The organism is Bacillus sp. FSL R7-0646 (assembly GCF_037969865.1).
GTDB classification, from domain to species: Bacteria; Bacillota; Bacilli; order Bacillales; family Bacillaceae; genus Bacillus; species Bacillus licheniformis.
Genome location: NZ_CP150217.1, coordinates 2,501,623 through 2,514,913 on the forward strand (window position 1 = coordinate 2,501,623; position 13,291 = coordinate 2,514,913).

Annotated in this window: 18 protein-coding genes; 3 read left to right on the plus strand and 15 right to left on the minus strand. The window is 46.5% G+C overall.

All coding sequences use genetic code 11. The features are described 5' to 3' along the window. Positions 1–7 precede the first annotated feature (7 nt). The 9 genes from spoIIIAD to MKY62_RS12970 all read right to left on the minus strand — a co-directional run bounded on the left by spoIIIAD (position 8) and on the right by MKY62_RS12970 (position 5,332). Entirely contained in the window at positions 8–403 is a 396-nt protein-coding gene (gene spoIIIAD, locus MKY62_RS12930; protein WP_254926369.1) for a stage III sporulation protein AD, read from the minus strand. A gap of 12 nt (positions 404–415) precedes the next feature. Further along, entirely contained in the window at positions 416–622 is a 207-nt protein-coding gene (gene spoIIIAC / locus MKY62_RS12935) for a stage III sporulation protein AC (RefSeq protein WP_003183409.1), read from the minus strand. Positions 623–644: 22 nt separating this feature from the next. Then, positions 645–1,160: a stage III sporulation protein SpoIIIAB gene (gene spoIIIAB, locus MKY62_RS12940; RefSeq protein WP_003183410.1), complete on the minus strand. Its 516-nt coding sequence runs from the start codon at positions 1,158–1,160 to the stop codon at positions 645–647. Then, on the minus strand, positions 1,154–2,077 hold the full coding sequence (gene spoIIIAA / locus MKY62_RS12945) for a stage III sporulation protein AA (RefSeq protein WP_003183411.1): 924 nt from the start codon (positions 2,075–2,077) through the stop codon (positions 1,154–1,156). Before spoIIIAA ends, spoIIIAB begins: the two co-directional genes overlap by 7 nt. Positions 2,078–2,168: 91 nt before the next feature. Then, positions 2,169–2,450 (minus strand): YqhV family protein, encoded by a 282-nt coding sequence (locus tag MKY62_RS12950; RefSeq protein WP_003183412.1) that lies wholly within the window; start codon positions 2,448–2,450, stop codon positions 2,169–2,171. 162 nt (positions 2,451–2,612) lie between these two features. Further along, entirely contained in the window at positions 2,613–3,170 is a 558-nt protein-coding gene (gene efp, locus MKY62_RS12955; protein WP_003183413.1) for an elongation factor P, read from the minus strand. Between the two features lie 31 nt (positions 3,171–3,201). Continuing rightward, positions 3,202–4,263, minus strand: a complete 1,062-nt coding sequence (locus MKY62_RS12960) for a Xaa-Pro peptidase family protein (RefSeq protein ID WP_003183414.1) — start codon at positions 4,261–4,263, stop codon at positions 3,202–3,204. Positions 4,264–4,278: 15 nt separating this feature from the next. After that, entirely contained in the window at positions 4,279–4,716 is a 438-nt protein-coding gene (gene aroQ / locus MKY62_RS12965) for a type II 3-dehydroquinate dehydratase (RefSeq protein WP_003183415.1), read from the minus strand. A gap of 79 nt (positions 4,717–4,795) precedes the next feature. Next, complete coding sequence (locus MKY62_RS12970) at positions 4,796–5,332, minus strand: YqhR family membrane protein (RefSeq protein WP_003183417.1); 537 nt, start codon at positions 5,330–5,332, stop codon at positions 4,796–4,798. Between the two features lie 251 nt (positions 5,333–5,583). Here MKY62_RS12970 and MKY62_RS12975 point away from each other — a divergent pair, with 251 nt between their 5' ends. Both MKY62_RS12975 and MKY62_RS12980 read left to right on the plus strand, forming a co-directional pair. Beyond that, positions 5,584–6,537, plus strand: a complete 954-nt coding sequence (locus tag MKY62_RS12975; protein WP_003183418.1) for a DUF1385 domain-containing protein — start codon at positions 5,584–5,586, stop codon at positions 6,535–6,537. A 38-nt stretch (positions 6,538–6,575) separates the two neighbouring features. Next, complete coding sequence (locus MKY62_RS12980) at positions 6,576–6,962, plus strand: SA1362 family protein (RefSeq protein ID WP_003183421.1); 387 nt, start codon at positions 6,576–6,578, stop codon at positions 6,960–6,962. Here MKY62_RS12980 and MKY62_RS12985 read toward each other — a convergent pair. The 3 genes from MKY62_RS12985 to MKY62_RS12995 form a co-directional block, all read right to left on the minus strand. After that, positions 6,959–7,834: a patatin-like phospholipase family protein gene (locus MKY62_RS12985; RefSeq protein WP_003183423.1), complete on the minus strand. Its 876-nt coding sequence runs from the start codon at positions 7,832–7,834 to the stop codon at positions 6,959–6,961. The genes MKY62_RS12980 and MKY62_RS12985 overlap by 4 nt on opposite strands. Positions 7,835–8,167: 333 nt before the next feature. Next, entirely contained in the window at positions 8,168–8,596 is a 429-nt protein-coding gene (mntR, locus tag MKY62_RS12990) for a transcriptional regulator MntR (RefSeq protein ID WP_003183427.1), read from the minus strand. A 91-nt stretch (positions 8,597–8,687) separates the two neighbouring features. Continuing rightward, a complete protein-coding gene (locus MKY62_RS12995) occupies positions 8,688–9,524 on the minus strand; it encodes a biotin/lipoate A/B protein ligase family protein (protein WP_003183428.1) in 837 nt (278 codons plus the stop codon). 186 nt (positions 9,525–9,710) lie between these two features. On the opposite strand from MKY62_RS12995, the gene MKY62_RS13000 reads away from it, so the two are divergent. After that, positions 9,711–10,097 (plus strand): rhodanese-like domain-containing protein, encoded by a 387-nt coding sequence (locus tag MKY62_RS13000; protein WP_003183429.1) that lies wholly within the window; start codon positions 9,711–9,713, stop codon positions 10,095–10,097. A 165-nt stretch (positions 10,098–10,262) separates the two neighbouring features. On the opposite strand, the gene MKY62_RS13005 is transcribed toward MKY62_RS13000, so the two are convergent. The 3 genes from MKY62_RS13005 to opuAA are packed head-to-tail and all read right to left on the minus strand — an operon-like array spanning position 10,263 to position 13,248. Continuing rightward, positions 10,263–11,147 (minus strand): glycine betaine ABC transporter substrate-binding protein, encoded by an 885-nt coding sequence (locus tag MKY62_RS13005; protein WP_003183430.1) that lies wholly within the window; start codon positions 11,145–11,147, stop codon positions 10,263–10,265. After that, positions 11,147–12,001, minus strand: a complete 855-nt coding sequence (locus MKY62_RS13010; protein WP_003183431.1) for a proline/glycine betaine ABC transporter permease — start codon at positions 11,999–12,001, stop codon at positions 11,147–11,149. Before MKY62_RS13010 ends, MKY62_RS13005 begins: the two co-directional genes overlap by 1 nt. Then, positions 12,001–13,248, minus strand: coding sequence for a glycine/proline betaine ABC transporter ATP-binding protein OpuAA (opuAA, locus tag MKY62_RS13015; RefSeq protein WP_003183433.1), 1,248 nt, complete (start codon positions 13,246–13,248; stop codon positions 12,001–12,003). Before opuAA ends, MKY62_RS13010 begins: the two co-directional genes overlap by 1 nt. Positions 13,249–13,291 lie beyond the last annotated feature (43 nt).

Consider the following 13,291-nt stretch of genomic DNA (forward strand, 5'->3'; position numbering starts at 1 on the left):
TTTCTGACTAAGACATGGAAGGGATGAGTCCGATGATCGTTTCGATAATCACGGTTAAAATAGGCACAGCCATGACTAAGATGAGGATTTTGCCTGCCAATTCGATCTTCGAAGCAATCGCACCCTGTCCGGCATCCTTTGTCAGCTGGGCGCCAAACTCCGCAATATAAGCAATCCCGATAATCTTCAAAATCGTTTCGACATACATCATGTTGATGTTGGCATTGGCAGCTATTTTTTCAATCATCCGAATGATTTCGTAGACCTGATCTACTAAGAATAAAAAAATCGTGCAGCCGGCAAAAACGACAATCAAAAAAGCAAACGTCGGTTTTTGCTCTTTCACAATCAAGCTGAGGAAGGTGGCGATCATTCCCAGTCCTACGATTTGAACGATTTCAATGAGTGAGCCCCCCTATCCTTGAAATAGAAAGACAGCTTTTATCTTTTGGAATAGATCATCGACAACAGTTGCCACCATGAACAATATATAAATGAATCCTAAAAGCGTGACCCATTGGGCATATTCCTTCTTCCCCATTTGATCCAGTATGGTGTGAAGAAAAGCGACGACGATCCCGACGCCGGCAATTTGAAAAATAATATTTACGTCTACTCCCATTTCGTGTATGCTCCCCTCTTCATTACATCAATAGAAGAATCAGTAGCAGTCCCGTCAAAAATCCAAGGCTTTTGACCATTTTTTCATTTTTCGCCTGGGCGAGATTTGCTTCAGCTTCCTCTGTCTCTAAATGGGTTAACGCCAGTTTGATATGTTTTTGCTGAGAAATCAGATCATGACGGCCCAGCGTTTCGCCGAATTGCCGTAAAATCTCGTATTCTTTCTTTTTAAGAGCCGTTTCGGGCCATACTTTCTCCAGGCTGTCTTCCCATGCCGTCCCTGCTGAAGCGCTGCCTTTTTCAAGCTGTTCTGCAAATGTCTGAAACAAAGAGGCTACCGGCTCGGTAAGCTGGTGTGCGATCTGTTTTGATGCCTGACGGAGCGGTGTATGCCCGTACATGATTTCAGCCTCCAAAGACTGCAAAGCGGCCAACAGCTGGCGGATTTGCTTCGGCCTTTCCCTGAAAGGCTTCGCCATTTCAAATCCTGTCCATGTGGCTGCTGCCAAAATAAGCACGGCACCTAAAAGCTTCAGCATGATAACATCCTCTTTGCTGCCCCGAGCGGCTCTCCGTTCCCATTTAGGATGCGGCTCAGGCTGCCGGGACCGTTCTTTCTGGAAAGTTCCACGATTCGCTCAAAAACCCGGTGCTCTTGAAGCATTTTCAATGATGGACGCCTGGCGAGATCTGCATATGTGTAGCCGTGAGCCGAAACGATGACAGTCACCCCCGCGTGGACCGCTTCCAAGAGCGCTTCTGCGTCTTCCATTCTCCCGATCTCATCGGCGATCATTACCTCCGGACTCATCGATCTGATCATCATCATCAGCCCTTCCGCTTTTGGACAGGCGTCAAGGATGTCTGCCCGGTCGCCGAGCCGATATTGCGGTATGCCGTTTACACAGCCTGCGATTTCAGACCTTTCGTCAACAATCCCCACTTTTTTGGCAGGGGCGTTGCCGCTTCCCGAACTGATCAGCCTGGCGAGGTCTCTGAGCAGTGTTGTTTTTCCGGTTTGCGGCGGACCGATAATCAGCGTGTTCAGCCACGAGTTTTGAAATAAATGGGGGACATACGGTTTGGAAATGCCGATTTTTTCTTTGGCAATGCGAATATTAAATGATGATATTTCTCTGATTCCTTTGACGGCCCCGTTTTCGACGACAACCCGGCCGGCAAGCCCCACGCGGTGTCCGCCTCTGATCGTGACATATCCTTTTTTCAATTCCTCTTCCAGTGTATACATGCTGTAATTTCCCAATCTGTTTAAAAGAAGCGCCGAGTCTTCAGGCGTCGCCACATAAGGGAGAAAGCGCGGCTTTCCTTTGTTCACCAGTTCCAGCGGACGACTTGTCCGAACCCGAATTTCTTCTATCTGATCGATTTCATGGTCGCCAAGACCGCTGAGCGCGCGTTTGATCGTATCGGGGAGAATCTCTGTGATGTGGTGCAAAAACACTCCCTCCTCTTTTTGCTTGTCTTCTATAAAAATGTATGATCAAAGGAAGACATTATGACAAGTCGCCCTCTCTTATCATGTGTCGCTATTTATAGATCCCCGCGATGATCAAAACCACTCCCATAAAGATCAAAATCAGCTTTGCGTAAGAAAGCTGCCCTGCAATCTGATAGATGCCGATTGTCATTGTAATAATAAAGATGAGCGGCCCGACCATGGCCAGTACGCTGTTGACCGCCACAGCTTTTCTGACGTCGTTTGTCAAAAGCATCACAACAGCCGCCGTCAGTTCGATCAAAGATGATACCACCCTTAACGCCGCCATTGTCAAAACCGTCGGATTGACTTGTCCAAAGAAAAGCTTCATGATCTTAAACCTCCAGTAACACTTCCTCTTTTTTTACACTCTATGCTCTCCTTTGAAAAAGTAGTCTTCCGATTTTTCTATTTGGCATGTGAGAGGTAAAAGATTTCAGACAGCAAAAAAAGAGCCGGCTTCAATGAAGCCGGCTCTTTCCCGCTGTTACCTTTATGCTCTTGATACGTAAGAACCGTCAGAAGTATTGACAACAAGCGTATCTCCTTCGTTTACGAAGAATGGCACGTTGACGACAAGGCCTGTTTCTGTTTTTGCTGGTTTTGTTCCGCCTGAGGCTGTGTCGCCTTTAATGCCCGGTTCTGTTTCAACAACTTTCAGTTCGACCGTGTTCGGAAGTTCGATTCCAATCGTCTCTGTCTGATACATCATGATCTGAACAGACATATTTTCAAGCAGGAATTTGAGCTCGTGTTCGATTTGCTTCTCGTTCAGCTCAAGCTGCTCGTAAGATGTCGTATCCATAAAAACGTGCTGATCGCCGTTGGCATACAAGTACTGCATCGTTTTTGTTTCAATTTGGGCGCGGGCCACTTTTTCACCTGCGCGGAATGTTTTTTCCTGAATCGCACCTGTGCGAAGATTTCTCAATTTTGAGCGGACAAATGCCGCGCCTTTTCCCGGCTTAACGTGCTGGAAGTCAACAACGCGCCAAATCCCTCCGTCTACTTCAATCGTTAAACCTGTGCGAAAATCGTTTACTGAAATCATGATTATCCTCCTATTGCTCCAATCAAACGGATTATAAAATAATTAAATCTTTCGCGGAATGGGTAAGGGATTCGTTTCCTTCCTCTGTCAGGACAATATCATCTTCTATCCTGACCCCGCCTTTGCCCGGTATGTAAATTCCCGGTTCAACCGTTACAACCATGCCTTTTTCAAGCATCTGGTCAGAACGTGCTGAAAGCGCCGGACTTTCATGAACTTCCATGCCGAGGCCATGGCCTGTTGAATGGCCGAAATAATCGCCGTAGCCTTGTGAAGATATGTAGTCCCTTGTGTATGCGTCAGCCTGTTTCCCGGTGATTCCCGGCTTGATGCTCCGCATGCCGATAGCCTGCGCCTCAAACACGGTTTGATAAATGCGTTTCAGCTCATCATCCGGCTCTCCTACCGCGACTGTACGCGTAATGTCCGAGCAGTAACCTTTATAGTAAGCCCCAAAGTCCAGCGTCACAAGGTCGCCTTTCTCGATCGCTTTGCCGCTTGCCACTCCGTGCGGCAGACTTGAGCGTACGCCTGACGCCACGATCATATCGAAGGACGAATGATCGGCTCCCTGGCTCCGCATGTAAAACTCGAGCTCATTGGCGACTTCAATTTCGGTGATGCCGGGCTTGATGACCGTCAGAATATGGCTGAATGCATCATCTGCAATCTTTGCAGCTTCCTTTAATATCTTAATCTCTTCACTTGACTTAATCAAGCGCAACTTTTCCACAGATTGAGAAACGGGAACGAGTTCAGCTGCGCCAAGCTGCTCTTTGTAGGCGGCATACGTTCCGTATGTCATTTTATCCTGTTCAAAACCGATTTTGTTTATCCCCATCTCTTTGATCACTTCGGCGGTCTTTTGAACGATTCCGCCGGCATGCTGAACGATGTCAAAGCTTTTGATTTGATCCTTCGCCTGTTCTGTATAGCGGAAATCCGTAATAAAGACTGCTTGATCGTCTGAGATGACCGCCAGTCCTGAAGATCCGGTAAATCCGGTGATGTACCGCAAATTAACGCCGCTCGTCACCAATATACCGTCAATGCCTAAACCGCCGAAAAGCTCTCTCAATTTGTTTAGTTTCATTGTCCACTAGTCCCCCTATTTGTTATTTGTGTTCATAAAATAAGAGATGGCCAGCTTATAACCTTCAAAGCCGAGTCCGGTGATCTGGCCTCTTGCAACCGGAGCGATGACCGAGCGGTGCCGGAACTCTTCCCTTGCATGAGGATTTGAAAGATGAACCTCAATCACCGGTATGCTGATTGCAGCCACCGCATCGCGGAGGGCATAGCTGTAATGCGAGAAAGCCCCCGGATTCAAGACGATTCCATCGTATTGCTCCTCTGCCTCATGAAGAGCATCAATCAGGTCCCCTTCGTGGTTTGACTGAAAAAAAGTCAATTCTGTCTGAATGCCTTCGGCAAATTGAAAAAGTCTTTGTTCCAAATCGGTTAATGTGTCTGTCCCGTATACATCGGGTTCGCGTTTTCCAAGCCGGTTTAAATTCGGTCCGTTCAAAATTAAAATATGCGGCAACTCTGCCTCCCCCTTCTCATCACGCAAAAAAATGTCCACTTACAGTGAACATTTTATCATATTGCTTCCTGATCAGGCACTATTCTCTTGTTTCTCCAAGGGCGCGCGTCAGTTTTTCAGAATTGAGCTCATTGTATTCAAACGAAATGGAATAGCCGACGAATAAACCGTAAAGCAGATAAATGCACAGCGTCGTCACAATCGTTTCCCTCTTTAATTCAGCCACTGTCTGAACATCGGGAAACATCGGATTGAACAGGTAAAACACGACAGCCCACAAAACGGCTCCATAGACAATGCCTGCCCACATGCCTCTGACCTGCTTCAAAGTGCCGTAGTAAAGCAAGGCAGCCCCGATGGAAATCACTCCGATCAAGAGTATGCTGATAAACGTTCCGAGAAATCCGTTTTTCCAGTCGCCGATGACAAAAGGCTGGAGAATCATGTTCGCATTGACCTCGGAGAACTTAAAAAGGTACGCCAGCTCACCGAGTGCACTCCAGAGCACTCCGCCGACAAAGCCAGTCATGATCACCCTTCCGGTGAAAGTCATCGGGGTTTCACGCTTATTCTGCTCAAGCTCTTCCGGCTGTTTTTGATTGTCTTCATTACCCATACAGTCCAGATCACCTCCATTTCCAGTATGTCCAAAAACAGCCGCGGCAACATCAGCTTTCCCAGATTTTTAAAATCCGAGTGTAAAAAGCATGAAAAAGGGAATACTTTAATTAGATTTGGCTTTGTAAGAGGTTCGAATTTCTTAAATTTTTGAGCCCGTCAATCTAGAGGTTTCAGCGTTTTTCCTGTACAATAGGTGTAAGGAAATGGTTAATGTACTCATAGATTGATACAGATAGGTTGATGCAAATGTCAAATCAAACAAAACAGCCCGCATACGGAGGGCAGGCTGTCGTCGAAGGCGTCATGTTCGGCGGCAGGCGCCATTATGTAACCGCGATCCGCAGAAAAGACGGAAGCATTGAATTTTTCAAGCTGCCTCGGAAAACCAATCCGACGCTTGAAAAATTAAAGAAAATTCCTTTTCTCAGAGGGATTATCGCGATTGTTGAAGCGAGCGCTAACGGCACCAAGCACTTGAATTTTTCGAGCGAACGCTATGACCTCGACCCTTCTTTAGACGATCAATTGAAAGAAGAGAAGCCGTCCAATCTGACAATGATTTTTGGTCTCGCCGCAGTCGGCGTCCTGTCTTTTTTGTTCGGCAAGTTTATTTTTACGCTCGTGCCCGTTTTTTTAGCGGAGCTCACCCGTCCGGTCTTTCAGTCGGACGTCGCGCAGATTATGATCGAAAGCTTCTTTAAGCTGCTCCTTCTCCTAAGCTATATTTACGCTATATCATGCACTCCTTTTATTAAAAGAGTTTTTCAATATCACGGAGCAGAACACAAGGTCATAAACTGTTACGAGCAAAATCTGCCGGTCACGGTTGAAAACGTTCAGCGGCAGTCAAGACTGCACTACCGTTGCGGAAGCAGCTTTATTCTATTCACCGTCATCGTGGGCATGTTTGTTTACTTGCTTGTTCCTACTGACCCTCTCTGGGTTCGTATTTTGAATAGACTCGCACTGATACCCGTCGTTCTCGGCATTTCATTTGAAGTCCTGCAGCTGACAAACAAACTGAGAGACATCCCTGTATTGAAGGCGCTCGGCTACCCGGGCTTATGGCTGCAGCTTTTAACAACGAAAGAGCCGTCTGACGATCAGGTGGAAGTGGCAATCGCAAGCTTCAATGAGCTTCTTCATATGGAAACCAAAGCAGAGGACGAACAGAAGGAACCTTCTAATATCGTAATGTAATGTAACGAATTGGTTAATTTTTTGGGAGGTGGACAGTTATGAAGCAACGCGTACATCCTGTCTCAGCTTTAATTATTGCGTTTGGAATTTTTGGGTTTGTTTATTTCGCCGTCACAAGTCCGGGCCGCCTGCTCCAATACTTGCTTGTTTTTGCCGCGGTCGGCGCCATCATTTATTTCGTGATCAGGCGCATTTCCAATCGCAATATGGGCAGTGAGGGAGCCGCTTTTAAGAAAGCAGCCAAACAATCCAACAAGCGTTTTCAGGATCATAAAAAACGCTCTGTAAAAGGCAGGGTCAATCACCTGAGAAGCGTACCGTCTATCAATAAATCGAAGCCGGTATTGGTGAAGAAAAAAAGCCAGACCCAGCTGACAGTGATTGAAGGCAAAAAAAGCAAAAAGAAAAACAGGGCTTTCTTTTAAAACGTCCACTGTTTCAAAAATAATTCTGTTCGTTTTTTTCCTAGCTCGATTAGAGCTAGTTTTTTTTCTGCCGACATCGCGAATTCAGTCGACAAAACTTCCTCAACAGGCAAAAAAATGATGTTCCGCTCATGTTTCGTGGCAATGTGCCTGGCGTCATGCGCCTCTTTCATCGTCTCAAACAGCGCCCCGAACAGCTCGAACGCATTTTTAATCGTTTTCTTCGGCCTCTCTTTTTCATTGGGCATCAGCGTGATGCCCAATACCGGCCGTTTTTTTTCTGTTGTAAACAGCCACATCGGAAAATTGCTCAGAACTCCGCCGTCTACGACGACGCTGATTCCGAGAGGTGACTTGAGCTTCACCGGCTCAAAAAAATAAGGGATGCTGCAGCTCATCCGGACCGCCCTGGCGACGGAAAATCGCCCTGGATTCAAACCGTACCTGTTTAAATCGTCAGGCAGCACAAGCATCTTGCCGTTCGATAAGTCGGAAGCGATCAACTTCAGCTTTCCCTGTTCAAGATCCCCGAACACTGAAATGCCCTTCGCTTTCAACTTTTCGGAAATCCAGTTTTCCAATTTATCTCCTTTATATAAACCGAGCCGCCAATAAATCGATGCCCATTGCAGCAATTTCAAAGGCAAGAGTGAAAACCTCGGGTCAAGGAGCTCGCTTTCATTTAATTCCTCCATCATTTGGCGGATCTCCGCGCTTGTATAGCCGGCCGCGATAAATGAGGCAATGATCGAACCGGCGCTCGTTCCGGCCAGCCTTTTAAATCGGAAGCCCCGTTTTTCAAGCGCTTCGTATGCTCCCACAAGCGCAACCCCTTTCATGCCGCCGCCTGAAAAAACCCCGTCGATGTACATCGCGATCTCCCCCCCTTAAAAGATGGCTCTACATCATTTTAAGAAACGGACAGAAAAAAAAGACCATGAGACAACGAGCGGCATCCGGAAAAAATGATACGAAAAGAAAAAAACCGCCGTTACCCAGCGGCTTCAGCGTGTCGACAAACCCTCGCATTCGTTGTCAGGCCTGCGCGTCGGTGCTCACGAATTCCAACATTCGCTCCGCTCCGATGCTCGGCCTTCCTAGACTGCAAGGGTTTTCAATAACGCTGAAAGGGATGACAAAATCCCAAAACAAAAAGTCGTTTTGGGATTTGTCAACAATCTGAAACCGCCGTTACCCGGCGGCTTTTATTGATTTTCCTGTTCGTTTCTTTTTTGGACGCTTCTCAAATCGTCGATTCTTTTGCTGTCGTCTTCAAAATACTGCACAAGATCTCCGATACGGTCAATGCTGTTCCAGCTTAAATGATGTTCGATTCCTTCAACATCATCATAAATTTTCTCTTCGTCAACACCAATGATTCGTAAAAACTGCTCCAATAATTCATGTCTGTATACTAAACGCTTGCCTATTTTCTTTCCTTTAGGCGTCAGCACGAGGCCGCGATACTTTTCATAAATCAAATATTCGTCTTTATCGAGTTTTTGAACCATTTTTGTAACCGAGGAGGGATGGACGGCCAGAGCTTCGGCTATATCTGAGACTCTTGCATATCCTTTTTCTTCAATCAGCATATAAATTTGTTCTATGTAATCTTCCATACTCGGTGTTGTCATCGAATCCCTCCAAATTACACCTATTCAAATCATAACAAGTTTACACTATGTGCATGCAAAAAACAAGCAACAGGATAACGTTTTCACCCGATTACCTTCTATAATTCCATTCATCTGTCGCATACTTCGTCCTGGCGAGATCTTCGACAAATTCCGTTTCCTCTTCCGTCAGTTCATAAGGCTCCAAATGAATGTTAAGCCCTTTTTCAAACCCTTTTTTAAAAGCTTCGCTCGCTTCTTCAATCGTGACTTTTTCTTTCGTCAGCTCATTGATGGCGACCGCTTTTTGTTTGAAGTTTCTCTGCATGCGCTCTCTGAGGCGGTCATTTTTGTAAATAAACAAATCAAAGAGCTTGTCCTCATCCAGATCAAGAAGGATCGAACCGTGCTGAAGAATGACTCCTTTCTGCCTTGTCTGGGCGCTTCCTGCGACCTTTCTGCCTTCGACAACGAGCTCGTACCACGACGGGGCGTCAAAGCAGACGGAAGATCTCGGGTTTTTCAGACTCTGTTTCTCTTTTTCCGTTCTCGGTATGGCGAAATACGCATCAAGCTCCAGCTCTCTGAAGCCTTCAAGAATACCTTCAGAGATGACGCGGTACGCTTCCGTCACCGTCTTCGGCATTTCCGGGTGTTCTTCAGACACAATGACGCTGTAGGTCAGCTCTTGGTCATGAAGCACGCCTCTTCCTCCGGTCGGCCTTCTCACAAAGCCCAAACCGTGTTTTTTGACGGCATCCAGATTGATTTCCTTTTCGATATTTTGGAAATAGCCGACTGAAAGCGTTGGCGGATTCCAGCCGTAAAAGCGGATGGTCGGCGGAATCTTATTTTCGCTGTGCCAAAAAAGGAGCGCCTCGTCGAGCGCCATATTAAAAGCGGGATCCCGTCGTCCCGAATCGATAAAACGCCATGTTTCTTTTTCCATAACCTACCCTCTTTTTCTTTGGTATAAAATAAGTCTACCATTCCCTCTTAAAATTGAAAATAAATTCGGCGAATCAGATGACAGATTTCTGAGGCTTTACTATAATAGTACTTGTCTTAACATATCGTTAAAAATCTCCCGCATACTTACTTAGGCGGGACGAATTCAAAAAGGAGTCGGATCAGATTGTCTACCAGCAGCATTGTCGTTCTCTTGATTTGCGCCGCGCTCATCATCTACGCGGTCGCTTCATACATCTATCAGCAGCGCATTATGAAAACCTTGACAGAAGAAGAATTCCGGGCAGGCTATCGCAAAGCGCAGCTCATCGATGTGCGCGAGCCGAATGAGTATGAAGGCGGCCACATTTTGGGTGCGAGAAACATTCCGCTTTCACAGCTTAAGCAAAGAAAAAGCGAAATCCGGCCTGACAAACCGGTTTACCTGTACTGCCAAAACAACGTCAGAAGCGGAAGGGCCGCCCAAACGCTCCGCAAACACGGCTGTAAGGAGATTTACAACCTGAAAGGCGGGTTCAAAAAATGGGGCGGAAAAATTAAAACGAAAAATTAATAACCGAAGCTGTCTCTGCTATGGAAGGCTTCAGTTGAGTCCAGCATCCTAAAGCGGTTTAACGTTTTAGGATGTTTTTTTTGCATCCGGGAGGATTCGGGTGATGAGCGGTTATCCCTTTCCGGCAAAAATAAGCCGGCGAGATGGGTTCGCCGGCTTTGTTCGTTATTTTTTCAAGTCTTCGATTGAATTGACATCTTTCATATATGTCGGAACGACAAGGCCAATTTTTACGCCTGTCATGCTAGTACCGATATCTTCGTATTTGCCTTTGTATTTTTCAGCATATGTTTTATGCGTTTGCGGCAGCCATGCAGCAAGTGAAGCATCGACGCTTCCATTTGCAATGCCAGTCCACATCGGGCCTGCTTCTACTTGGCTGAGCGTAACGTTGTATCCTAAGTCTTCAAGAACTTTTGCGATGACATTCGTGCTCGCAATTTCGCTGTCCCATGCCACATAGCCGAGCTTAATTTTTTCACCGTCCGCTTTATCGACGCCTTTTGTCCATTTCTTAACTAGATCTTGATGTTTTTTCACGAAGTCTGCTGCAGCTTCTTCCGGTTTTTTGCCTTCCTGAACGGCAAGCATGACTTCTCCCATATCATCCTCTGTCCAGCTGAATTGGCTGAGCAGCTTGTTTGCGCCCGGATGGTCGTCCTTGAATCCTTTGCGCGTAACAGTATGGATTTCTTCGGCATCGCCGTAGGAACCTTTAGGATCTTTTAAATATTTCAGATCGTATTTTGCAAACATCCAATGCGGCGTCCAGCCCGTAATGATGATCGGATCTTTTTTGTCATAAGCTTTTTTCAATGCGGCTGTCATTGCTGAGCTTGATCCTGACGTTACAGTCCACTTGCTGAGATCGTAGTCCTTGAGCGCCTGGTCCGTCGCATTCATAATGCCCGCTCCAGGATCAATGCCGGTAATTTTATAATTGACTTGATCTCCTACTGACGCATTTTCATTATTATTGCTGCTTCCGCAGGCAGCCAGACCCAATGTGAGTACCGCTGCAGTGCCGATTCCCGCTATCTTTTTCCACATTATGCATTCCCCCTGCTCTTTTTCAATTTTATATTTTGTGTAACCCGGTCAAGTACGATCGCAATAATAACAATCGCAAGTCCGGTTTCTACACCGGTACCCGTTTGCAGCTGGGTCACAGCCCGGTAAACTTCTTCTCCGAGTCCGGGCGCGCCTACCATTGATGCAATAACGACCATTGACAAAGCAAGCATGATGCTTTGATTGATACCGGCCAGAATGGTTTTCGTCGCGAGCGGCAGCTGAACTTTAAAGAGCCGCTGGCTTGTCGTTGAACCAAATGCTTCTGTAGCTTCAATCAGATCTTCAGGCACCTGCTGGATCCCTAAGATCGTCATCCGGATTGTCGGAGGCATCGCAAAGATAACGGAAGCGACAACACCCGGCACAACCCCGATATTGAAAAAGAAGATGGCCGGAAGTAAATAAACGAATGCCGGCATTGTCTGCATTAAGTCAAGGATGGGCGTAACGACTCTCCGAACCGTTTTCTTTTGGGAGCCCCAGATTCCGACCGGAATGCCGATAATGACAGAAATCAGAACGGATGTGACGACAAGCGCCAATGTCTGGAGCATGGCGTCCCAATATCCTAAATAATCAATGATAAAAAATCCGATTAAAGTAAACAGCGCAATGCCTCTTTTGCTGATCAGCCAGACGAGCGCGGCAAAAATAACGGTCAACATAACCGGCGGAACAAAACCCAGCCCTTGGACAATCTCATCAACAAACGATTCCACTCCGCTGGCAATTCCGTTAAATACACCGCCGAACGACACCGTCAGCCAGTCAACAAACTGATCGATCCAATCGGCTAAAGGAATGCGGGGAAGCGATGATAAAGTAAACATTATCTCACCTCCTGAATAACAGCTTCATGGGCTGGTTCATGAGCATTAATATACCGGTCATTTCCGGCAAGCGCTCCGATTAATGCGCCTTTGACGATGATCCCTTTCATCCGCTGTTTTTCATCGACGACAGCAATCGGAATGCTGGCATCCGAGACCAATTCAAAGATATCCGTCAGGACAACATTCTCTTCTACGGTTGTGATTTCTCTTGAGATGACGCTCTCCAGCGTCTGGCTTTTTTCGGCTGCTTTCTTCGCTGTTTCAGCATCGACGGAGCCGAGGAGCCTATTGTGTTTGTCAACAGCATAAATCGAGGAGATCCCCAGGTTTTTCATCAGCGTCAGTGCAACGCGCGGCCCTTTGTCTACGCGCACGGTTTCAGCCCGTTTCATAATGTGGCCGGCCGTCAGCACTTTAGATAAGTCGACATCTTCAACGAATTTTTCAACATATTCGTTCGACGGGTTCATTAAGATCTCTTCCGGCGTACCGATTTGAACGATGTTTCCGTCTTTCATCAATGCGATTCGATCGCCGATTCTCAGCGCTTCATCAAGATCATGGGTGATGAAAATAATCGTTTTTCCTACTGATTCATGCAAATCGAGGAGTTCATCCTGCATATCCTTGCGAATCAGGGGGTCAAGCGCGCTGAACGCTTCGTCCATCAGCAGAATGTCCGGATCGTTCGTCAATGCGCGGGCAAGCCCGACGCGCTGCTGCATCCCGCCGCTCAGCTGATCCGGATATTGCTGTTCATACCCTTCAAGCCCGACAAGCTTTAATGATTCCATAGCTTTTAGCCGGCGTTTTCTTTTATCCACTTTTTGCAGTTCCAATCCGTACTCTGTGTTTTCAAGAATTGTTTTGTGCGGAAACAGAGCGAATTTTTGAAAGACCATGCTGATTTTTTTTCGGCGGATTTCCCGAAGCTGGTCTTTGGACATATTTGTTATCATGTCACCATCTATGTGCACATGTCCTGCAGTCGGTTCAATCAAACGGTTTAAAAGCCGCACCAAGGTTGATTTACCGCTCCCTGATAGACCCATGATGACAAATATCTCACCTTCATACACGCTAAAATCTGCTTGGTTCACCCCGACGGTCGCCCCGGTTTCTTTCAGAATTTCTTTTTTGGTTTTGCCATCGGCAAGCAGCTGCGTTGCTTTCTTTGTATTCTTTCCAAACACTTTGGACACTTTTTCTACTTTTATCTTGATTCGCTTTTCGTCTGAATTCATATTTCTCCTCCCGTATGAAGCAATCTAATATACCGTAACATTT

What these genes read in the sequence shown, in the direction of transcription:
- spoIIIAC (WP_003183409.1), bottom strand. Translation starts at nt 622, where the DNA reads ATGGGAGTAGACGTAAATATTATTTTTCAAATTGCCGGCGTCGGGATC.
- spoIIIAB (WP_003183410.1), bottom strand. Translation starts at nt 1,160, where the DNA reads ATGCTGAAGCTTTTAGGTGCCGTGCTTATTTTGGCAGCAGCCACATGG.
- MKY62_RS12950 (WP_003183412.1), bottom strand. Translation starts at nt 2,450, where the DNA reads ATGAAGCTTTTCTTTGGACAAGTCAATCCGACGGTTTTGACAATGGCG.
- efp (WP_003183413.1), bottom strand. Translation starts at nt 3,170, where the DNA reads ATGATTTCAGTAAACGATTTTCGCACAGGTTTAACGATTGAAGTAGAC.
- MKY62_RS12960 (WP_003183414.1), bottom strand. Translation starts at nt 4,263, where the DNA reads ATGAAACTAAACAAATTGAGAGAGCTTTTCGGCGGTTTAGGCATTGAC.
- MKY62_RS12970 (WP_003183417.1), bottom strand. Translation starts at nt 5,332, where the DNA reads ATGGGTAATGAAGACAATCAAAAACAGCCGGAAGAGCTTGAGCAGAAT.
- MKY62_RS12975 (WP_003183418.1), top strand. Translation starts at nt 5,584, where the DNA reads ATGTCAAATCAAACAAAACAGCCCGCATACGGAGGGCAGGCTGTCGTC.
- MKY62_RS12980 (WP_003183421.1), top strand. Translation starts at nt 6,576, where the DNA reads ATGAAGCAACGCGTACATCCTGTCTCAGCTTTAATTATTGCGTTTGGA.
- MKY62_RS12985 (WP_003183423.1), bottom strand. Translation starts at nt 7,834, where the DNA reads ATGTACATCGACGGGGTTTTTTCAGGCGGCGGCATGAAAGGGGTTGCG.
- mntR (WP_003183427.1), bottom strand. Translation starts at nt 8,596, where the DNA reads ATGACAACACCGAGTATGGAAGATTACATAGAACAAATTTATATGCTG.
- MKY62_RS12995 (WP_003183428.1), bottom strand. Translation starts at nt 9,524, where the DNA reads ATGGAAAAAGAAACATGGCGTTTTATCGATTCGGGACGACGGGATCCC.
- MKY62_RS13005 (WP_003183430.1), bottom strand. Translation starts at nt 11,147, where the DNA reads ATGTGGAAAAAGATAGCGGGAATCGGCACTGCAGCGGTACTCACATTG.
- MKY62_RS13010 (WP_003183431.1), bottom strand. Translation starts at nt 12,001, where the DNA reads ATGTTTACTTTATCATCGCTTCCCCGCATTCCTTTAGCCGATTGGATC.
- opuAA (WP_003183433.1), bottom strand. Translation starts at nt 13,248, where the DNA reads ATGAATTCAGACGAAAAGCGAATCAAGATAAAAGTAGAAAAAGTGTCC.